Here is a 19,895-nt window from a genome sequence, read left to right as displayed (position 1 = left end):
TGCCGGGGGTGACCTGGCTGATCCGGGCGCTGCCAGGGTCGTGCGGCCAGGACCACGCAGGGCCACGCAGGGCCGGGAACAGGCTCTTCCCTGTGAAAGCGACGAGCCCGTCCCGGGTGGCTGTCCACCCGGGACGGGCTCGCTGCGCTCATACGGCACGCGCGTGGTCAGTCGGCCATCACGTTTCCGAAGAACGGGTATCCGGCCGTGGAGATGCCCACGGCCGACGCGCCGAAGCTGACGGCGCCCTTGGTGGTTACGCCCGAAGAGGTGCCGCGCAGGCTCCAGATGGCGCCGTCCGCGCTGTTCTCGCCGTCCGCGCCGACAGAGAGGTCCGCGCGGCCATCCGCGTTGAGGTCGGCGAGCCGCACGGCCGAACCGAAGTGATCGTTGTCCTCGTTGGCGCCGGGGACTCCGGTGGTGCCCTGGTGGAACACCTTGACCCCGTCCGTGGACAGGCCGCGCAAGTTCCCGCGGAACACGGTGACGCTGCCGGCCAGCGCGGCGTCGCCGATGCTCTCGTAGTAACTGGAGACGGCGGCGTCGTCGTGTCCGTCACCGTCGATGTCGCCGATGGAGATCGCGGTACCGAAGTAGTCGCTCGACTCGTCGTCGCCGGGCACACCTGGGGTGTCCTGGTCGATGACTCGTGCCGTGCCGGTACGCACCCCCTCGGCGCCACCTAGGTAGGTGACGATAGAACCGCCTGCGTCGCCCTGGCTGCCACCCGAGGCCCAGCTGACGATCACGTCGTCGTAGCCGTCGGCGTCGAGGTCACCGGTGGCCACGGTGTCTCCCTCGGCGAGGATGTCCTGATAGGCCATGCCGGTCGCGGACCCCAGATAGACCAGACTGCCGTCGGCGGCGCTGTAGCTGTTCGGGTTGTAGAAGCCTGTGACCAGCAGGTCGCTGTAGCCGTCCGCGTTGAAGTCCCCGGAGGTGAGCGTCCTGGCCCCGTGGGACGTGCCGGGTTCCAGGTCGGTGCTCAGCTTGAACTTGGAAGCGGCTCCGGATGACTTGGTGAATCCCCCCTTGTAGATCCAGACTGCGCTGCCCGTGCTGCCCACCGCGAGGTCGGCTCTGCCGTCGCCGGTGAAGTCCCCCACGGCCAGGGACTTGCCGAAGAGATCGTGGCCGGACGGGTCCGGATCGCCGATGGTCGTCCCGCCGGACAGACCACGGGCGCTGCCCCAGAGGACCACGACCGTGCCGCCGTTGGTGTCGGCGCCGACGTCCTCGCCGCCGGTCCCGACGACGAGGTCGGCGTATCCGTCGTTGTTCAGGTCGCCGGACGCGAGTACGGAACCGAAGGCGTCGTTCTTCTCACCGGTGCCGGGTACACCGCTGGAGTTCTGGCTGAGGACCGTGCGCCGGGAGGCGCTGATGCCGGATGCCGAACCGTAGTTGACCACTACGGCGCCGGCGCGGCTCGCACCGCCCACGGTGACACCGACGGCGGCGGCCGCGAGGTCGCGGTACCCGTCGCCGTTGAAGTCGTCCGCGTACTTCGCGGTACCGGCGGAGGCAGGTGTGGTGGGCAGGGCGAGGGGGGTCAGGCCCGCCGCGACGAGGGCGGCCAGGGCCGTGGTGGTGCGAAGACGCATGGCAGTTACTTCTCCAGGGAATGGGCGGCGTGTGGGGGTCACGGAGCGAGTACGGACGACCAGGAGGTGTCTGTGCTCGTGGGCAGACCCACGGAGCCGGCCATGACGCTGTAGGACGTGGCGAGGTTCAGACCCGTTGAGGAGGCCTGGAACACCCAGACACCACCGGTGGCGCGGCTGGCGCCGTGGGCGTGTTCACCCGGTGTGCCGACGGCGAGGTCGGGCCTGCCCACGGTGCGGGCCCGACAACTCGAAGCGGCCGGTCAGTTGGCCGCGTTGCCGCCCAGTCCCGGGTAGGCGTCGGTGGACACGCCCACCGACGTCGTCGAGAGCGAGCGCGCGCCCGTCGTGGTGATGCGGGTGCCGTTGGACGGGAGGTAGGTCAGCGCGCCGTTGCCGCCGTTCTCGCCGTACGCGCCGATCGTCAGGTCGGCCTTGCCGTCGCCGGTGACGTCGGTGAGCTTGACCTCGTTGCCGAAGTAGTCCTTCGACTCGTCCGAGCCGGGGACGCCGGCCGTGGACTGGGCGAAGAACTGGCCGCCGGACTGGGTGTTGATGCCGGATGCGGAGCCGTACAGGACCGTCACGGAGCCGGTGTCCACGGCCTTGCCCAGGTTCTCGCCCGGGGCGCCGACGACCAGGTCCTGGAAGCTGTCGCCGTTGATGTCGCCGAGGGACAGCTCGCCGCCGAAGTAGTCGCCGCGCTCGGAGCCACCGGGAACGTTGCCGGTGTCCTGGTTGATGGCGGTGGTCGTGGCGGGGCCGCCGGCGGAGCCGTACGTGATGTTGACCTTGCCGCCGTCGACCGTGCCGGGCAGCACCGGGCTGCCGTCCTTGGGCTTGTCCCACTCCTGGCCGGTCACGATGTCGCCGTAGCCGTCCCCGTTGACGTCGCCGATGCCGGTGATGATGCCGGGCTTCAGCGCCTTCGAGGACGAGGCGTTCAGGCCGGATGCGGAGCCGGGAACGTAGTAGTTGGTGTTCCAGCCGTAGTCGGTCGTGGTCTCGTAGCCGTCGACCACGAGGTCGGTGGCGCCGTCGCCGTTCACATCGCCCGCGGTGAGGTTGATCGGGCCGCTGCTGCCGCCGGACTGGATCGGCGGCTTGACGGTGTACCGGCCGCCCGAGGTGCCCGTCTTGGCGATGCCGCCCTTGTAGACGTAGATCGTGCTCGCCGTGGATCCGATCGCGAGGTCGTCCTTGCCGTCGTTGTCGAAGTCGCCCGCGGCGAGCGTGCGGCCCCACTGGTCGTGCGAGGAGACGGCCGGGTCCTTGATCGTCGTGCCGCCGGTGAGGCCCGAGGAGGAACCCCACATGATCGCGACGGTGCCGCCGTCGGTGTCGCCGTCCACGTCCTCATAGCGCGCGGAGACGGCCAGGTCGTCGAAACCGTCGGAGTTGAAGTCGCCGTACGCGCTGACCCAGCCGAAGGCGTCGCCGGTCTCGGCGCTGCCGGGGACGCCGGTCGTGTTCTGGCTGACCGTCTTGCGGGCGGTGGACGTCACGCCGTTCGCGGAGCCGTACAGGGCGACGATCTGGCCGGCGTCCTTCTTGCCGCCGACGGTCGCCCAGCCGGCGGAGAAGGCGACGTCACCGATGTGGTCGCCGTTGAAGTCGGCCATGGGGTGATGGACGGAGTCCGCGGCGCCGGCCACGCCCGTCGAGAGGGAGAGCAGTCCGCCCGTCAGCGCGGCCGCGGCGGCCGTTGCGAGGGCGATACGCAGGTGCTTCTGCATGCGGGTTCTCCTGCAGCATGCGGGGATGCCTGGCGGGCATCCGCAGTCAATGGGGTGCGTTCCGTGAGTGTTTGCCGGGAGTTGTCCCAGGTGTAACCCTGCGGTTGGCGAACAGGAGACTCGCGGTGGGGCGGGAGGGTTGTATGGGGGTCGCAACTATTTCTGGAGCGGGAGGTGATGGCGGGAGAGGGGAGGCGCGGGGCCTCCCCGGAGGCTCCCGCCGCCGGCCGGGCACCGCCCTGTACGAAACCGTCCCGAAAGCCCCGGCTCCGCTGCCGGGCGGCCCGTCGTTCTCCGCGTAGGCCGACTCCTCGCCGTCGGTGGACGGCACACCAGGAGCGTCGTCCGGGCAGCAGTGTGAAGCGGTGGGAGCCAAGGGGCCGGAAATGGCAGGAGGGGCTGATGGGGGAGTTCCCCATCAGCCCCTCCTGCGGGCGAAAGCTACTTCACCGGCTCCGGCTCCGGCGCGCTCTCGGACTCCGGCTCACCCGCCGGGTCCGCCGGGGTCTTCACCGAGTCGAGCAGCAGCTGCGAGACGTCGACCACCTGGACCGACTCCTTCGCCTTGCCGTCGTTCTTCTTGCCGTTGACCGAGTCGGTCAGCATGACGAGGCAGAACGGGCAGGCGGTGGAGACGATGTCCGGGTTGAGGGAGAGGGCTTCGTCGACGCGCTCGTTGTTGATGCGCTTGCCGATCCGCTCCTCCATCCACATCCGGGCACCACCGGCGCCGCAGCAGAAGCCGCGCTCCTTGTGGCGGTGCATCTCCTCGTTCCGCAGACCCGGCACCTTCGCGATGATCTCCCGCGGCGGCGTGTAGATCTTGTTGTGCCGGCCCAGGTAGCACGGGTCGTGGTAGGTGATCAGACCCTCGACCGGGGTCACCGGGATCAGCTTGCCCTCGTCCACCAGGTGCTGGAGCAGCTGCGTGTGGTGGATGACCTCGTACTCGCCACCGAGCTGGGGGTACTCGTTCGCGATGGTGTTGAAGCAGTGCGGGCAGGTCGCGACGATCTTCTTGGACGACTTGGGCTTCTTCGTCGTCTCGTCCTCGTCGTCCTCGCCGAACGCCATGTTCAGCATCGCGACGTTCTCCTGGCCGAGCTGCTGGAACAGCGGCTCGTTGCCCAGACGGCGGGCCGAGTCACCCGTGCACTTCTCGTCGCCACCCATGATCGCGAACTTCACGCCCGCGATGTGCAGCAGCTCGGCGAAGGCCTTGGTGGTCTTCTTGGCCCGGTCCTCCAGGGCACCCGCGCAGCCGACCCAGTAGAGGTAGTCGATCTCCGACAGGTCCTCGACGTCCTTGCCGACGATCGGGACCTCGAAGTCGACCTCCTTGGTCCACTCGACGCGCTGCTTCTTGGCGAGCCCCCAGGGGTTGCCCTTCTTCTCCAGGTTCTTGAGCATCGTGCCCGCCTCGGACGGGAACGCGGACTCGATCATCACCTGGTAGCGGCGCATGTCGACGATGTGGTCGATGTGCTCGATGTCGACCGGGCACTGCTCCACGCACGCACCGCAGGTGGTGCAGGACCAGAGCACGTCCGGGTCGATGACGCCGTTCTCCTCGACCGTGCCGATGAGGGGGCGTTCGGCCTCGGCGAGGGCCGCGGCCGGGACGTCCTTCAGCTGCTCCTCGGACGCCTTCTCGTTGCCCTCCATGTCCTTGCCGCCACCGGCGAGCAGGTACGGGGCCTTGGCGTGCGCGTGGTCGCGCAGCGACATGATCAGGAGCTTCGGAGAGAGCGGCTTGCCGGTGTTCCAGGCGGGGCACTGCGACTGGCAGCGACCGCACTCCGTGCACGTGGAGAAGTCGAGGATGCCCTTCCAGGAGAACTGCTCGACCTGGGAGACACCGAAGACGTCGTCCTCGCCCGGGTCCTCGAAGTCGATCTCCTTGCCGCCCGACGTCATCGGCTGCAGCGCGCCGAGCGCGACCGCGCCGTCCGCGTTCCGCTTGAACCAGATGTTCGGGAAGGCGAGGAAGCGGTGCCAGGCCACACCCATGTTGGTGTTGAGCGACACCGTGATCATCCAGATCAGCGAGGTGCCGATCTTGATCATCGCGGTGAAGTAGATGAGGTTCTGGAGCGCGCCGAGGCCGAGCCCCTTGAAGGCGAGGACCAGGGGGTACGAGACGAAGTACGCGGCTTCGTAGCCCTCCACGTGGTGGATCGCGCCCTCGAGACCGCGCAGGGTCAGGATCGCCAGGCCGATGACGAGGATGACGTACTCGACGAAGTACGCCTGCCAGGCCTTGGAGCCCGCGAACCGGGACTTGCGGCCGGCCCGGGAAGGCAGGTTGAGCAGCCGGATGGCGATCAGCACGAGGATGCCGACCGTCGTCATCAGGCCGATGAACTCGATGTAGAGCTCGAACGGCAGCCATTCGCCGATGATCGGCAGCACCCAGTCGGCCTTGAAGAGCTGTCCGTACGCCTGGAGCAGCGTCGGCGGCAGCGTCAGGAAGCCGATGGCGACGAACCAGTGCGCGAAGCCGACGATCCCCCACCGGTTCATCCGGGTATGGCCGAGGAATTCCTTGACCAGGGTGATCGTGCGCTGCTTCGGGTTGTCGGTGCGGCTGCCTGCCGGGACCGGCTGTCCGAGTTTGACGAACCGGTAGATCTGCGCGACGGCTCGGGCGATGAGCGCAACGCCGACCACAGTCAGCACCAGCGACACGATGATCGCGGCGAGTTGCATTTGGGGGCTCCTCGGGCCTGCGAGGGTGGGATCCGGCACTTGTGGGACGTGTCGGAGTACAAGCGATTACTAAGCAGTAACTTAATCAGTCTGTGCTGACACTATCCACTTATTCCGCCGCGCTGTAGCCGCGCAGCCGGTGATCTGTGTCGCTCAGGTGTGCCTTGCCGTGGTGGGTGAGCCTGCGGACCGCGGTGCGCAGCGGAATGTGTACCGCCGCCGCCAGGATCGTCAGATCGAGCCCCAGCCAGTGGTGCTCGGCATAGTGCTGGTCGAGCAGGGCCGGTTCGTCCCACGGCATCCCCGAGCGGGAGCGGACCTGAGCCAGGCCGGTCAGGCCGGGTCTCAGCTCCTGCCGCCAGTGTTGCGCGCCGGCCCCGCCCGCGGCGCCTTCGCCGGTTCCGGTCCGCTCGTCGTCCGGGGCGAGTGGCTCCGGTCCGACGAGGGAGAGCTCTCCCCGTACGACATGGGGCAGCCGGGAGAGCAGGTCCAGGCGCAGCCGGCGGGTGCGCAGGGTGCGCAGTACGAAGGGCCGGCCGGCCAGACCGATCCGCACGGAGCGGGTCAGTACGCCGTCGGGGGGCCGCCGTGCGGCGAGCGCGACGGCCCCTGCGGCGAGCAGGGGGGCGGCCAGGACGAGCAGGACCGAGCCGAGGGCCAGATCCAGCGCGCGCTTCGCCGTGATCTGCGTCTGCATCGTGCACACCTGCCGGGTGGGACGGATCGGATGCCGCTTTTGTACATCTCGCGGCATTTTGTGACAGAACGATCCCATGCGGCGATGATGGAGCGGGGCGTGTGGGCCGTCGGGTCGGCAGGTGTCACCCTCGATCGCCGGCATCGGTCGGTGGGTGTGTGCCCGGATATGCCCCCCGCATCTCGGACAAACCCCAGGTGGCGCGTGGCGTGTGCACGATAGTTGAGTCGACCACACTCAGGTCTGTTGACTCTGGGGCGGGTGTCATGCATCCTTGAGCCAGATCCACTCAAGTAGTCAGTTGGAGGAATTGAAATGGCACGTGCGGTCGGCATCGACCTGGGCACGACTAACTCCGTCGTCAGCGTTCTCGAAGGCGGCGAGCCCACCGTCATCACCAACGCCGAAGGCGCCAGGACCACGCCGTCCGTCGTCGCCTTCGCGAAGAACGGCGAGGTGCTGGTCGGCGAGGTCGCCAAGCGCCAGGCGGTGACCAACGTCGACAGGACCATCCGGTCGGTCAAGCGCCACATGGGCACCGACTGGAAGATCGACCTCGACGGCAAGAGCTTCAACCCGCAGCAGATGAGCGCCTTCATCCTGCAGAAGCTGAAGCGCGACGCGGAGGCGTACCTGGGCGAGAAGGTCACCGACGCGGTGATCACCGTCCCGGCGTACTTCAACGACTCCGAGCGTCAGGCGACGAAGGAGGCCGGCGAGATCGCGGGCCTGAACGTCCTGCGTATCGTCAACGAGCCGACCGCCGCCGCGCTGGCGTACGGGCTCGACAAGGACGACCAGACGATCCTCGTCTTCGACCTCGGTGGCGGTACCTTCGACGTGTCGCTGCTGGAGATCGGCGACGGTGTCGTCGAGGTGAAGGCCACCAACGGTGACAACCACCTCGGTGGTGACGACTGGGACCAGCGCGTCGTCGACTACCTGGTGAAGCAGTTCGCCAACGGTCACGGTGTGGACCTGTCCAAGGACAAGATGGCTCTCCAGCGTCTCCGTGAGGCCGCGGAGAAGGCGAAGATCGAGCTGTCCTCCTCGACGGAGACCACGATCAACCTGCCCTACATCACGGCATCCGCCGAGGGCCCGCTGCACCTGGACGAGAAGCTCACGCGCGCCCAGTTCCAGCAGCTCACCGCGGACCTGCTGGACCGCTGCAAGAACCCGTTCCACAACGTCATCAAGGACGCGGGCATCCAGCTCTCCGAGATCGACCACGTCGTTCTCGTCGGTGGCTCGACCCGTATGCCGGCCGTCGCCGAGCTCGTCAAGGAGCTGACCGGTGGCCAGGAGGCCAACAAGGGCGTGAACCCGGACGAGGTCGTCGCCATCGGCGCCTCGCTCCAGGCCGGTGTCCTCAAGGGTGAGGTCAAGGACGTCCTGCTCCTCGACGTCACGCCGCTGTCCCTCGGTATCGAGACCAAGGGCGGCATCATGACGAAGCTCATCGAGCGCAACACCACGATCCCGACCAAGCGGTCCGAGATCTTCACGACGGCCGAGGACAACCAGCCGTCGGTGCAGATCCAGGTCTACCAGGGCGAGCGCGAGATCGCGGCGTACAACAAGAAGCTCGGCATGTTCGAGCTGACCGGTCTGCCGCCGGCCCCGCGTGGTGTCCCGCAGATCGAGGTCGCGTTCGACATCGACGCCAACGGCATCATGCACGTCGCTGCCAAGGACCTCGGCACCGGCAAGGAGCAGAAGATGACCGTCACCGGTGGCTCCTCGCTGCCGAAGGACGAGGTCAACCGGATGCGTGAGGAGGCCGAGCAGTACGCGGAGGAGGACCACCGCCGTCGCGAGGCCGCCGAGTCCCGCAACCAGGGTGAGCAGCTCGTCTACCAGACGGAGAAGTTCCTCAAGGACAACGAGGACAAGGTCCCCGGTGACGTGAAGACAGAGGTGGAGGCCGCGCTCACCGAGCTGAAGGAGAAGCTCAAGGGCGAGGACACCGCCGAGATCCGTACCGCCACCGAGAAGGTCGCGGCCGTCTCGCAGAAGCTGGGCCAGGCGATGTACGCCAACGCACAGGCCGAGGGCGGCCCGCAGGGTGACCCGCAGCCCGGCCAGGCGCACGCCGACGGCGCGGACGACGTCGTCGACGCCGAGATCGTGGACGACGAGCGGGACGCCAAGGGCGGTGCGGTGTGACCGAGGAGACTCCGGGCTTCGAGGAGAAGCCTGACGTCCCCTCCGGCGCCACCCCTGACGGAGCTGAGCCGAAGGACGCCGCCCCCTCTTCGGAGGAGGGGGCGTCCCCGGCCGGGGACTCAGTACAGACAGTCGGCCTCACCGCCCAGCTGGACCAGGTCCGCACCGCGCTCTCCGAGCGCACGGGCGACCTCCAGCGGCTCCAGGCCGAGTACCAGAACTACCGCCGCCGCGTCGAGCGGGACCGGGTCACGGTCAAGGAGATCGCTGTCGCGGGTCTCCTGTCCGAGCTCCTGCCCGTGCTCGACGACGTCGGTCGCGCCAGGGAACACGGCGAGCTCGTGGGCGGGTTCAAGTCGGTGGCCGAATCGCTCGAGACGGTCGTCGCCAAGCTGGGCCTGCAGCAGTTCGGCAAGGAGGGCGAGCCCTTCGACCCGACGATCCACGAGGCGCTGATGCACTCGTACGCGCCGGACGTAACCGAGACGACCTGCGTGGCGATCCTCCAGCCGGGGTATCGCATCGGCGAGCGCACCATCCGCCCCGCGCGGGTGGCGGTGGCCGAACCCCAGCCGGGGGCGGCCCCTGCCGCGGCGAAAGAAGAGAAGACAGACGACGAGGAGAGCGGTGGCACCGAGGAGGTCTGACATTTCGTCCGACCACCGAGGGGCCCACCGTCTGCCCCGGCGACCGGCCCTCGGGCCGGTCGCCCGGCCGATCGTCCGGAAGGAGGGACGTCGATGAGCACGAAGGACTTCGTCGAGAAGGACTACTACAAGGTCCTCGGCGTCCCCAAGGACGCCACCGACGCCGAGATCAAGAAGGCGTACCGCAAGCTCGCCCGCGAGTTCCACCCGGACGCCAACAAGGGCGACGACAAGGCGGAGGAGCGCTTCAAGGAGATCTCCGAGGCCAATGACATCCTCGGCGACTCCAAGAAGCGCAAGGAGTACGACGAGGCGCGCGCCCTCTTCGGGAACGGCGGCTTCCGGGCCGGTCCCGGTGGTGCGGGAGGCAACTTCAACTTCGACCTGGGCGACCTCTTCGGAGGCACCCAGGGCGGCGGAGCCGGCGGCCCCGGTGGTTTCGGTGGCGGCGGCGGTCTCGGCGATGTCTTCGGCGGCCTGTTCAACCGGGGCGGCGGCGCGGGGACACGCGTGCAGCCGCGCCGGGGCCAGGACATCGAGTCCGAGGTGACGCTCAGCTTCACCGAGGCGGTCGACGGGGCCACGGTCCCGCTGCGGATGTCCAGCCAGGCGCCCTGCAAGGCGTGTTCGGGCACCGGCGACAAGAACGGCACCCCGAGGGTCTGCCCGACCTGTGTCGGCACCGGCCAGGTGTCGCGTGGCAGCGGCGGCGGGTTCTCGCTCACCGATCCCTGCGTGGACTGCAAGGGCCGGGGCCTCATCGCCCAGGACCCGTGCGACGTCTGCAAGGGCAGCGGGCGGGCGCGTTCGTCGCGCACCATGCAGGTCAGGATTCCGGCGGGCGTCTCCGACGGCCAGCGGATCCGGCTGCGTGGCAAGGGCGCCCCGGGCGAGCGCGGCGGTCCGGCCGGCGATCTGTACGTCGTCGTCCATGTCGACGCCCACCCGGTCTTCGGCCGCAGGGACGACAACCTCACGGTCACCGTGCCCGTCACCTTCGTGGAGGCGGCACTCGGCGGTGAGGTGAAGGTCCCCACGCTCGGCGGACCTCCGGTCACCCTGAAACTGCCGGCCGGTACCCCCAACGGGCGTACGATGCGCGCCCGGGGCAAGGGTGCGGTGCGCAAGGACGGCACCCGGGGCGACCTGTTGGTCACCGTCGAGGTGGCCGTGCCGAAGGAACTCGGTCCCGAGGCGCAGGACGCGCTGGAGGCCTACCGGAAGGCGACCGCGGGGGAGGACCCGCGGGCGGAGCTGTTCCAGGCCGCGAAGGGAGCATGATGTGGACGGCCGACGACGTAATCCGTACCAACTGACCGACGACTCACCGGTGTACGTGATCTCGATCGCGGCCCAGCTCTCGGGCCTGCATCCGCAGACACTGCGCCAGTACGACCGCCTCGGTCTGGTCTCCCCGGACCGCACGGCCGGCCGCGGCCGGCGCTACTCGGCCCGCGACATCGAGCTGCTGCGCACCGTGCAGCAACTGTCGCAGGACGAGGGCATCAACCTGGCGGGCATCAAGCGCATCATCGAGCTGGAGAACCAGGTCGCAGCGCTCCAGCAGCGCGTCGCCGAACTCTCCGCGGCGGTGGACGGCGCGGCGGCGGCGATGCAGCAGCGCGAGGCGCAGGTGCACGCGTCGTACCGGCGTGATCTGGTGCCGTATCAGGATGTGCAGCAGACGAGTGCGTTGGTCGTCTGGCGGCCGAAGAGGCCGAAGGAATAAGCGCGGTTACGGCGCACGTACGACGGCCGAGGCCCGTCACCCGGAAGCGGGTGGCGGGCCTTCCGCGTCGGTGCGGGCGGCGGCGGCGCCGTCCGGCTCGGCGATGCCCGACTGGACGATGAGCGCGCCCAGTTGGGTCCGGCTGGAGGCGTCGAGTGCCTGCATGAGTTTGGCGATGTGGGACCGGCAGGTGCGGACGCTGATGCCCAGCTTGCGGGCCACCGCGTCGTCGACGTGGCCTTCGACCAGGAGGCGCGCGATGCTGCGTTGTACGGCGGTGACGGGGGTGCCGGGGGACGATGTGGGCAGGGGCTCGGTGAGCGGCGTCGCCTGCTCCCAGAGGACTTCGTACACCTGCACGAGGAAACGGATCAGGGCGGGGTGGCGGATCTCCAGGGCGATGTCCCGCTCGGCGTTGGCAGGGATGAAGGCCACGGCGCGGTCGAAGATGATGAGCCGCTCGATGGTCTGTTCCGCCGTACGCACTTGCACGCGGTCGGGAGGCAGTACCTCCAGATAATCCCTGAGGAACGTGCTGTAGCGCGCGGGATGCTGGTAGATGTGGCGGAGCCGAGCTCCCCGGTTGACGGCTGTCAGACCATTGCTGCGGGCTCGGTGCATGAGGTGTTGCTGCCGTACGCCGCCCGGCTGTGCGGTCAGCGCCTCCTCCCGTACGGATGCCGATGCATGCTCCAGGGCGGCATTGATCACCGGCTTGCCTTCGAGCACTGTGATCCCGAGGTTGGGGTCCTCGCTGGCAAGAGCCATCAGAGGCGCCAGGGATGCGGCCAGGGCGGTGGTGATCTGTATCCGGTCGAGAATCTCCCGGGTGACGGGCTGCAACAGGTGCGCCATGGCGGCCGATGGCGGTACGGGACGCATCCAAGCGGCGTCGTGCGGATCGTGGTGGAGCAGGGCCATCTCGATGAGGCATGGAGCCGGGGCGACCTCGATCCGGGCAATGCGCCCGTTGCGCAGGGCTTCGGAGTAGAGGCGGATCGCCGGTTCGCAGAGTTCGGCGGCTCCGTGCGGGTGGCCTGTTTTGCCCTCCAACGTGCCCATCGGGGACCCCCCCACTGTGTGCAGTGCAACAAGATGACGGTGGCGAAAAGACTAGCCCTCGGGAGAGTGTGGTGACGTCCCGGGAACGGAGAACTCCCTTGGTGCACCGAGGGCGTGACCATGCTCCCCCTGTCGTGTGGCCACGCAGTCGGCCGACGGCTGGGGCGGTGTGGCTGCGAACGGTCAGGAACCCTGTTCCAGGATTCCTGACCGCGCTATCAGATAGCCGAGTTGGGCTCGACTGCTGCTGCCGAGAGTGGAGGACAGCTTGGCGACATGCGCACGGCAGGTGCGGACGTTCATGCCGAGGCGGCGGGCTATCGCCTCGTCGACGTACCCCTCGACCAGCAGGGTTGCAATGGCGCGCTGGACGCCCGTGATGCCGTCGGGGGCCGGGTTGTACGGGGCTGCTTCGTTCAACGGGAGGGCCCGGCGCCAGAGTTGTTCGAAGACCTTCGTCAGGTACGCGACCAGACCGGGATGCCGTAGCTCGAGTGCGATACGGCGGTCGTCCCTGGCCGGGATGAAGGCGACGGTCTCGTCGCAGATGATCAGACGCTCGATGAGTTCTTCGAGTGTGCGTATCTGCAGTTTGGCGCCGGCCATCAGTTCCACGTAGGCGAACGTGCGCTGGCTGTGCCGGACCGTGTGCTGGTAGAGGGTGCGGACACTGATGCCACGGTCTATCAGGGGTTTGCTGCGGGTCAGGGCTTCGCTGAGGACATCCTCGCTGCGTCCGCCGCCGGGCTGGATGGTCAGTACCTCCGTGCGGCTCTCGGCGATGGCCAGATCGAGTGCTCCGTTGATCCGGTCGATGCCTTCCAGCACAGTGATCGCGTGCGTGGGTGCCGGACTCTGGGCGCTGATGGCCATGAAGGGCTCGAAGGCCTCGGTCAGTTCCACGGACGTCCGTCTGCGGTCCTGGATCTCACGTTCCAGCGGATGGAGCCGCTGAGCCAGGGCGGCGGAGGGCGGAACCGGGCGGAGCCACGATGCGTCGTCCGGATCGGGCAGCAGCAGCCCGAGTTCGATGAGGCAGGGTGCGGGTTCCACCTCGGCGCGGGCGATGCGTCCGACACTCAAGGCGCTGGCGTACAGCCGAGCCCCCTCGGTGCACAGGTCCGTGACCGGGTGAGTATGTGTCGGTTTCGTGTTGGTTGTAGGCAAATCTCCACCCCCCAGGGTCCTGTACGTGCAGGAACATGATGCATCGCTCCTGTGGCATTGACGTGCCTGAATGAGCCATCGTCTTGTCAGGCGGGGGAGAGGAAACCATCAAGTGAGGACGAAGCCGACTATGTACAAGCGAATGCTTCGCTCAGTGCTTGCCACTGCTTTTGCCGCTGCTGCGCTGCTGCTCGCAGCGAACATGTCCACCGCGGACGTCGGCTGGGACAGCGTGCAGTCCGGTTCCGCCATCGGTGTCCAGGGTTCCGATGTCGGCTGGGACAGCATCCCGGCGGATCTGGCGGGCGCATGACCATCCCGCCGGACGACCGGGTTTTCCGGCGGGAGATGGCCTCTGCCTACCGCTCAGGGTGGCACTTCATCGATCTGCTCACGGCACTCCCCCGCCATGGCGATTCGTTGATGGTCACCCTGCTCGGGGAGCCGATCGTCGTCGTCCTGGAGGACGACGAAGAGGTCCGCGCCTACCGGTGCCTTCGTCGACCCCGCGGGGCGCCGCAGCCCGTTCGTTGTGCCATCCGGTACGGAATGATCTTCGTCAACCTCGATCAGCGTGACCACCAGCTGATCGAACCCGAAACCATCACCGCCACCCCCCGCAGTGCCTGAGCGATCCCCCGTCGTTCCATGTCGCTCAGACACTTCCCCCACACAGCGGCGCCATCGTGACCTGAACACGGTGGCGCCGCTGTGCTGTCCGGGTGCGGGTGGGCGGGAGCTGCCGGCGGTCAGGCCGTGCGGACCGGTGCGCCCCGTCCGAGGGCCCGGTCGAGGGTGATCTCGATGACGACCCGGTCCGGGTTGGGTGCCGGGGTGCGCTCGTAGCGTTCCGCGTAGCGGCGTACGGCGTCGTCGACCACGTCCTGTTCCGTGCGGATCGTGGCCCGGCCCTCCAGCGTCGCCCAGCGGCCCCGGTCGACCTGGCAGACCGCCACCCGTGCCCCGTCCGGGCCGGCGGCCAGGACGTGGGCGACCTTTCTGCTGCTCTTGTTGGTGATGATGCGCGCGAGCCCGGCCTCGGGGTCGTACGTCACGCCGACCGGCACCACATGAGGGGTGCCGTCGGGGCGGAGGGTGGTCAGGGTGCACACGTGGTACTCGCGCCAGAAGGCGAGGTACTCGGGGCTGGGGTTGCGTACGTCTACGGCCATGGACAAAGGGTAGGCAACCGGCGTCCGGTCCTGCGGTGGCGCAGGGGTCGTCCGGCCGGTTGACTCGGACGCGAGCGGATTTCTGCCGGTGGTCGCCGCAGGAGGCCGGTGGTTTTCGGCAGGATCCTGTCTTGAGTGAAATAGACTCAACTTTGTGGACGTTGACTGAGTCAGTTGTCGCGAAAGAAGTGGACGGACCAGCCACCGCAAGGAGGAGAGAGCGCACGTGGACGCCGAGCTGACGAACAAGAGCCGGGACGCCATCAATGCGGCCACCAGCAGGGCCGTGAAGGACGGGCACGCCGATCTGACCCCGGGGCATCTGCTGCTCGCTCTGCTGGAGGGCGAGGACAACGAGAACATCACCGACCTGCTCGCCGCCGTCGACGCCGACCAGGTCGCCGTACGGACCCAGACGGACCGGCTGCTCGCGTCGTTGCCCAGCGTCACCGGGGCGACCGTCGCCCCGCCGCAGCCCAACCGCGAGCTGCTCGCCGTCATCTCCGATGCCTCGCAGCGAGCCAAGGAGCTCGGCGACGACTACCTCTCCACCGAGCATCTGCTGATCGGTATCGCGGCCGAGGGCGGCCGCGCCGGTGAGATCCTCACCCAGCAGGGCGCCGGTGCGAAGAAGCTGCTGGACGCATTCGAGAAGAGCAGGGGAGGGCGCCGGGTGACCACACCCGACCCGGAGGGCCAGTACAAGGCCCTGGAGAAGTTCGGCACCGACTTCACGGCGGCCGCGCGCGAGGGCAAGCTCGACCCCGTCATCGGGCGTGACCACGAGATCCGGCGTGTCGTGCAGGTCCTGTCGCGGCGTACGAAGAACAACCCCGTGCTCATCGGCGAGCCCGGCGTCGGCAAGACGGCCGTCGTCGAAGGGCTCGCTCAACGCATCGTCAAGGGCGACGTGCCCGAGAGCCTGAGGAACAAGCGGCTGGTCTCGCTGGACCTCGGGGCCATGGTCGCCGGGGCCAAGTACCGCGGTGAGTTCGAGGAGCGGCTGAAGTCCGTCCTATCCGAGATCAAGGAGAGCGACGGGCAGATCATCACATTCATCGACGAGCTGCACACCGTCGTGGGCGCAGGCGCGGGCGGGGACTCCGCCATGGACGCCGGCAACATGCTCAAGCCGATGCTGGCCCGTGGTGAGCTGCGGATGGTCGGCGCGACGACGCTCGACGAGTACCGCGAGCGCATCGAGAAGGACGCCGCCCTGGAGCGCCGCTTCCAGCAGGTTCTCGTCGCCGAGCCGTCGGTCGAGGACACCATCGCGATCCTGCGCGGGCTCAAGGGGCGGTACGAGGCGCACCACAAGGTGCAGATCGCGGACTCCGCGCTGGTCGCCGCCGCGACCCTGTCCGACCGCTACATCACCTCCCGCTTCCTCCCCGACAAGGCCATCGACCTGGTCGACGAGGCGGCGTCCCGGCTGCGCATGGAGATCGACTCCTCGCCCGTCGAGATCGACGAACTGCAGCGCTCCGTCGACCGTCTGCGGATGGAGGAGCTGGCGCTGAAGAACGAGACCGACGCCGCTTCCGTCCAGCGTCTGGAGAAGCTCCGCCGCGACCTCGCCGACAAGGAGGAGGAGCTGCGCGGCCTCACCGCCCGCTGGGAGAAGGAGAAGCAGAGCCTCAACCGCGTGGGTGAGCTGAAGGAGCGCCTCGACGAGCTGCGCGGCCAGGCCGAACGCGCCCAGCGCGACGGCGACTTCGACACCGCCTCCAAGCTTCTGTACGGGGAGATCCCGGGCCTGGAGCGGGAGCTCGCGGAGGCCGACGAGGCCGAGCAGGAGGCCGCCAAGGACACCATGGTCAAGGAGGAGGTCGGCCCGGACGACATCGCCGATGTCGTCGGCGCCTGGACCGGCATCCCGGCCGGCCGGCTCCTGGAGGGCGAGACGCAGAAGCTGCTGCGCATGGAGCAGGAGCTGGGCAAGCGGCTGATCGGCCAGGCCGAGGCCGTGCAGGCGGTGTCGGACGCGGTACGCCGCACCAGGGCCGGTATCGCCGACCCGGACCGGCCCACCGGATCGTTCCTCTTCCTCGGCCCGACCGGTGTCGGCAAGACCGAGCTGGCGAAGGCGCTCGCCGACTTCCTGTTCGACGACGAGCGGGCCATGGTCCGCATCGACATGAGCGAGTACGGCGAGAAGCACAGCGTCGCCCGGCTGGTCGGTGCCCCGCCCGGCTATGTGGGGTACGAGGAGGGGGGCCAGCTCACGGAGGCGGTCCGCCGCCGTCCGTACAGCGTCATCCTGCTGGACGAGGTGGAGAAGGCCCACCCCGAGGTCTTCGACATCCTGCTCCAGGTGCTCGACGACGGACGGCTCACCGACGGCCAGGGCCGGACGGTGGACTTCCGTAACACCATCCTGGTCCTGACATCGAACCTGGGCAGCCAGTTCCTGGTCGATCCGTTGATGAAGCCGGAGGAGAAGAAGGCGCGGGTCCTGGAGGCCGTACGCGCCTCGTTCAAGCCGGAGTTCCTCAACCGGCTCGACGACCTGGTGGTCTTCTCCGCCCTCTCCGGCGACGAGCTCGCGCACATTGCCGCGCTCCAGATCGACCGGCTCGCCAAGCGGCTGGCCGACCGGCGGCTCACTCTCGACGTCACCCCGGCCGCGCTGGCCTGGCTGGCGAAGGAGGGCAACGACCCGGCGTACGGGGCGCGGCCGCTGCGTCGCCTCATCCAGACCGCGATCGGTGACCGGCTGGCGAAGGAGATCCTCGCGGGCGAGGTCAGGGACGGGGACACCGTACGGGTGGACGTGTTCGGGGAGGACGAGGAGGCCGGCCTGATCGTGGGCGCTGTGCGGTGACGGACCCGGCGGGCGCCGGACGCCGAACGGGTTGACGTGTATGAGGGCGGTGCCCGCCCTCGTACACGACTGTCCGGGCCCGCATAAGTCCGTCCGGGTGTTCCTTCCGTGACATTCCCTCCTTCGGACCGGCTCCCCCGGAGCACCGCGCGGGCCGGATCGTGTCAGCCTGTAGCTGATCGGCCCAGCTGGGGGTTGCCATCCCCCGCCTGCCATGGGGGAGGATGGCGGCAACCGTACGAAGGGAAATTCACGGTGAGCATCGACCCGTCCTCGATTCCGAATTTCGGGGGCCAGCCCGAACCGCAGGCGGCAGGACCGGAGGGCCCCGTCGTCCCTGACCAGGACCTCGTCAAGCAGCTCCTCGAGCAGATGGAGCTGAAGTACGTCGTCGACGACGAGGGCGACCTCGCGGCGCCGTGGGAAGAGTTCCGCACGTACTTCATGTTCCGTGGTGAGGACGAGCAGCAGGTCTTCTCGGTGCGTACGTTCTACGACCGTCCCCACGCCATGGACCAGCGTCCGGTCCTCCTCGACGCGATCGACGACTGGAACCGCCGCACGCTGTGGCCGAAGGTCTACACGCACGTCCACGAGGCCGAGGAAGGCGCCGAGGACACCGAGACCTCGGTCCGCCTGATCGGTGAGGCGCAGATGCTCATCGGTACGGGCGTCAGCCTGGAGCACTTCGTCTCGTCGACGGTCAGCTGGGTGCGGGCCTCGATCGAGTTCGACAAGTGGCTGCTGGAGCGTCTGGGCCTGGAGCCGGCCGAGAAGACCGACGGCGACGACGCGGCGCCGAGCGCCTGATCCGGAGCGCCTGCGCACGACGGCCCGGCCGGGGCGACGGTCACCATGACCGCCGCCTCCGGCCGGGCTTCTGTCACTTCGCACGCCGGACGAAGGCGAGCTCCGGCATGGTGAATTCCCCTGGGGTCACAGACCCTTGAGCCGGGAAACGGCCTCGCGCAGGACGTCCTCGCGTTTGCAGAAGGCGAACCGGACCTTGCTGCGGCCGGCCTCCTGATCGTCGTAGAACACCGCATTGGGGATGGCGACGACCCCGCACCGCTCGGGCAGCGCGCGGCAGAAGGCGAAGCCGTCGGTCCCGCCGCCGAGCGGACGGATGTCGGTGGTGACGAAGTACGTCCCGGCCGGCCGGTACACCTCGAAACCGGCCTCGGCCAGCCCACCGCTCAACAGATCCCGCTTGGCCCGCAGATCCGCGCGCAGCCCCTCGAAGTAGCTGTCGGGGAGGTTCAGCGCCTCGGCGACGGCGTACTGGAACGGGCCCGCGGAGACGTACGTCAGGAACTGCTTGGCCGAGCGGACCGCCGTCACCAGCCCGGGGCTCGCGGTAACCCACCCCACCTTCCACCCGGTGAACGAGAACGTCTTGCCCGCCGAACCGATGGTCACGGTCCGCTCGCGCATTCCGGGGAACCCGGCGATCGGCAGGTGTTCACCCTCGAAGACCAGGTGCTCGTACACCTCGTCGGTGACGACGAGCAGGTCCCGCTCGCAGGCGAGTTCGGCGATCGCCGCCAGCTCCTCGCGGGTCAGGACGGTGCCCGTGGGGTTGTGCGGGGTGTTGAGGAGGATCAGCCGGGTGCGGGGGGTGACGGCGGCGCGCAGCTCGTCGATGTCAAGCCGGTACGTACCGCTCTCCGCGTCCGGGTGCAGGGTGACCGGGACGCGGACGCCGCCCGCCATGGCGATGCAGGCGGCGTACGAGTCGTAGTACGGCTCCAGGGCGACGACCTCGTCGCCGGGTTCCACGAGGGCGAGCAGGGTGGCGGCGATGGCCTCGGTGGCACCCGCGGTGACGAGAACTTCGGAGTCCGGGTCGTACGTGAGCGCGTACCGCCGCTGCTGATGGGCGGCGATCGCGGTGCGCAGCTCGGGAACCCCGGGGCCCGGCGGGTACTGGTTGCCGTGTCCGGCGCGCAGTGCGCGGACCGCGGCCTCCCGGATCTCTTCGGGGCCGTCGGTGTCGGGGAAGCCCTGACCGAGGTGATGGAGCCGGTCCGTACGGCCAGCGCCGACATCTCCGCGAAGATCGTCGTGCCGAATTCGGCGAGGCGGCGGTTGAGCAGCGGTCGTCCCTGTGTCATGACCGCCATCCTGTGCCGAAGCTCTGGATTTGCTCAACTTACCTTCACCGATGGGTGCCTGTGCCAGTGCACCGTGTGCCGCCTCTGAGCAGCGGCGGCGCTGTCGTCACCTGTCGTCGTCGGTCACCTTCGGACGGCCCGGCCTCGACACGCAAAGTATGAGATCAGAGGCCCGGACAGAGTGTCCGGAGGACTTGCGGGTCGCGGCAGGAGTCGAGCTGTTCGGCTGAGCGTGGGTCGTAGACTCCCTGCGCAGCGGTGGTTT

16 protein-coding genes and 1 pseudogene are annotated in these 19,895 nt (G+C 68.6%); 8 read left to right on the top strand and 9 right to left on the bottom strand.

Annotated features, from left to right (window positions below; translation table 11 throughout):
* Positions 1-167: 167 nt before the first annotated feature.
* The 5 genes from ACFYP5_RS29095 to ACFYP5_RS29075 form a co-directional block, all read right to left on the bottom strand.
* Complete coding sequence (locus ACFYP5_RS29095; RefSeq protein ID WP_389041547.1) at positions 168-1,604, bottom strand: FG-GAP repeat domain-containing protein; 1,437 nt, start codon at positions 1,602-1,604, stop codon at positions 168-170.
* Positions 1,605-1,642: 38 nt separating this feature from the next.
* Entirely contained in the window at positions 1,643-1,837 is a 195-nt protein-coding gene (locus ACFYP5_RS29090; protein ID WP_389041545.1) for a hypothetical protein, read from the bottom strand.
* Positions 1,838-1,867: 30 nt separating this feature from the next.
* On the bottom strand, positions 1,868-3,340 hold the full coding sequence (locus ACFYP5_RS29085; RefSeq protein ID WP_389041543.1) for a VCBS repeat-containing protein: 1,473 nt from the start codon (positions 3,338-3,340) through the stop codon (positions 1,868-1,870).
* A gap of 441 nt (positions 3,341-3,781) precedes the next feature.
* Positions 3,782-6,049 (bottom strand): (Fe-S)-binding protein, encoded by a 2,268-nt coding sequence (locus ACFYP5_RS29080; protein ID WP_389041541.1) that lies wholly within the window; start codon positions 6,047-6,049, stop codon positions 3,782-3,784.
* A 109-nt stretch (positions 6,050-6,158) separates the two neighbouring features.
* A complete protein-coding gene (locus tag ACFYP5_RS29075; protein ID WP_389041539.1) occupies positions 6,159-6,746 on the bottom strand; it encodes a sugar transferase in 588 nt (195 codons plus the stop codon).
* Positions 6,747-7,061: 315 nt separating this feature from the next.
* Between ACFYP5_RS29075 and dnaK the strand changes: the two genes are divergently transcribed.
* The 4 genes from dnaK (at position 7,062) to ACFYP5_RS29055 (ending at position 11,291) form a co-directional block, all read left to right on the top strand.
* Positions 7,062-8,915 (top strand): molecular chaperone DnaK, encoded by a 1,854-nt coding sequence (gene dnaK, locus ACFYP5_RS29070; RefSeq protein WP_267003703.1) that lies wholly within the window; start codon positions 7,062-7,064, stop codon positions 8,913-8,915.
* Positions 8,912-9,562: a nucleotide exchange factor GrpE gene (grpE, locus tag ACFYP5_RS29065; protein ID WP_093773565.1), complete on the top strand. Its 651-nt coding sequence runs from the start codon at positions 8,912-8,914 to the stop codon at positions 9,560-9,562. Before dnaK ends, grpE begins: the two co-directional genes overlap by 4 nt.
* A 93-nt stretch (positions 9,563-9,655) precedes the next feature.
* On the top strand, positions 9,656-10,843 hold the full coding sequence (gene dnaJ, locus ACFYP5_RS29060) for a molecular chaperone DnaJ (protein WP_313938427.1): 1,188 nt from the start codon (positions 9,656-9,658) through the stop codon (positions 10,841-10,843).
* 1 nt (position 10,844) lies between these two features.
* The gene (locus ACFYP5_RS29055) at positions 10,845-11,291 is read left to right on the top strand and encodes a heat shock protein transcriptional repressor HspR (protein WP_030929299.1); all 447 of its coding nucleotides are present in this window, start codon (positions 10,845-10,847) and stop codon (positions 11,289-11,291) included.
* A 36-nt stretch (positions 11,292-11,327) separates the two neighbouring features.
* Here the strand turns inward: ACFYP5_RS29055 and ACFYP5_RS29050 are convergent, their stop codons facing one another.
* The gene (locus ACFYP5_RS29050; RefSeq protein ID WP_389041536.1) at positions 11,328-12,353 is read right to left on the bottom strand and encodes a LuxR C-terminal-related transcriptional regulator; all 1,026 of its coding nucleotides are present in this window, start codon (positions 12,351-12,353) and stop codon (positions 11,328-11,330) included.
* Positions 12,354-12,536: 183 nt separating this feature from the next.
* Complete coding sequence (locus tag ACFYP5_RS29045) at positions 12,537-13,520, bottom strand: helix-turn-helix transcriptional regulator (protein WP_327126055.1); 984 nt, start codon at positions 13,518-13,520, stop codon at positions 12,537-12,539.
* A 154-nt stretch (positions 13,521-13,674) separates the two neighbouring features.
* Between ACFYP5_RS29045 and ACFYP5_RS29040 the strand changes: the two genes are divergently transcribed.
* Both ACFYP5_RS29040 and ACFYP5_RS29035 read left to right on the top strand, forming a co-directional pair.
* Positions 13,675-13,833, top strand: a complete 159-nt coding sequence (locus tag ACFYP5_RS29040) for a hypothetical protein (protein ID WP_389041534.1) — start codon at positions 13,675-13,677, stop codon at positions 13,831-13,833.
* On the top strand, positions 13,830-14,150 hold the full coding sequence (locus tag ACFYP5_RS29035; RefSeq protein WP_030929305.1) for a hypothetical protein: 321 nt from the start codon (positions 13,830-13,832) through the stop codon (positions 14,148-14,150). Before ACFYP5_RS29040 ends, ACFYP5_RS29035 begins: the two co-directional genes overlap by 4 nt.
* Before the next feature lie 119 nt (positions 14,151-14,269).
* Here ACFYP5_RS29035 and ACFYP5_RS29030 read toward each other — a convergent pair whose 3' ends face one another.
* Complete coding sequence (locus ACFYP5_RS29030; RefSeq protein WP_030929307.1) at positions 14,270-14,692, bottom strand: pyridoxamine 5'-phosphate oxidase family protein; 423 nt, start codon at positions 14,690-14,692, stop codon at positions 14,270-14,272.
* Between the two features lie 226 nt (positions 14,693-14,918).
* Here ACFYP5_RS29030 and clpB point away from each other — a divergent pair, with 226 nt between their 5' ends.
* Together clpB and ACFYP5_RS29020 are read left to right on the top strand one after the other, a co-directional pair.
* Entirely contained in the window at positions 14,919-17,516 is a 2,598-nt protein-coding gene (clpB, locus tag ACFYP5_RS29025) for an ATP-dependent chaperone ClpB (protein WP_389041531.1), read from the top strand.
* A 255-nt stretch (positions 17,517-17,771) separates the two neighbouring features.
* The gene (locus ACFYP5_RS29020) at positions 17,772-18,326 is read left to right on the top strand and encodes a YbjN domain-containing protein (protein ID WP_389041529.1); all 555 of its coding nucleotides are present in this window, start codon (positions 17,772-17,774) and stop codon (positions 18,324-18,326) included.
* A 126-nt stretch (positions 18,327-18,452) separates the two neighbouring features.
* On the opposite strand, the pseudogene ACFYP5_RS29015 reads toward ACFYP5_RS29020, so the two are convergent.
* Positions 18,453-19,630: pseudogene (locus ACFYP5_RS29015) on the bottom strand (pyridoxal phosphate-dependent aminotransferase).
* Positions 19,631-19,895 lie beyond the last annotated feature (265 nt).

This window comes from Streptomyces sp. NPDC005262 (assembly GCF_042872425.1).
In the GTDB taxonomy this organism is placed as follows: domain Bacteria; phylum Actinomycetota; class Actinomycetes; order Streptomycetales; family Streptomycetaceae; genus Streptomyces.
This window is presented reverse-complemented; position numbering and strand designations above follow the sequence as displayed.

Bases quoted from the DNA above. Each gene is read 5' to 3' on its own strand.
- ACFYP5_RS29050 (WP_389041536.1), bottom strand. From the start codon at position 12,353: ATGGGCACGTTGGAGGGCAAAACAGGCCACCCGCACGGAGCCGCCGAA.
- dnaK (WP_267003703.1), top strand. From the start codon at position 7,062: ATGGCACGTGCGGTCGGCATCGACCTGGGCACGACTAACTCCGTCGTC.
- ACFYP5_RS29035 (WP_030929305.1), top strand. From the start codon at position 13,830: ATGACCATCCCGCCGGACGACCGGGTTTTCCGGCGGGAGATGGCCTCT.
- ACFYP5_RS29095 (WP_389041547.1), bottom strand. From the start codon at position 1,604: ATGCGTCTTCGCACCACCACGGCCCTGGCCGCCCTCGTCGCGGCGGGC.
- ACFYP5_RS29080 (WP_389041541.1), bottom strand. From the start codon at position 6,049: ATGCAACTCGCCGCGATCATCGTGTCGCTGGTGCTGACTGTGGTCGGC.
- dnaJ (WP_313938427.1), top strand. From the start codon at position 9,656: ATGAGCACGAAGGACTTCGTCGAGAAGGACTACTACAAGGTCCTCGGC.
- ACFYP5_RS29085 (WP_389041543.1), bottom strand. From the start codon at position 3,340: ATGCAGAAGCACCTGCGTATCGCCCTCGCAACGGCCGCCGCGGCCGCG.
- ACFYP5_RS29030 (WP_030929307.1), bottom strand. From the start codon at position 14,692: ATGGCCGTAGACGTACGCAACCCCAGCCCCGAGTACCTCGCCTTCTGG.
- ACFYP5_RS29075 (WP_389041539.1), bottom strand. From the start codon at position 6,746: ATGCAGACGCAGATCACGGCGAAGCGCGCGCTGGATCTGGCCCTCGGC.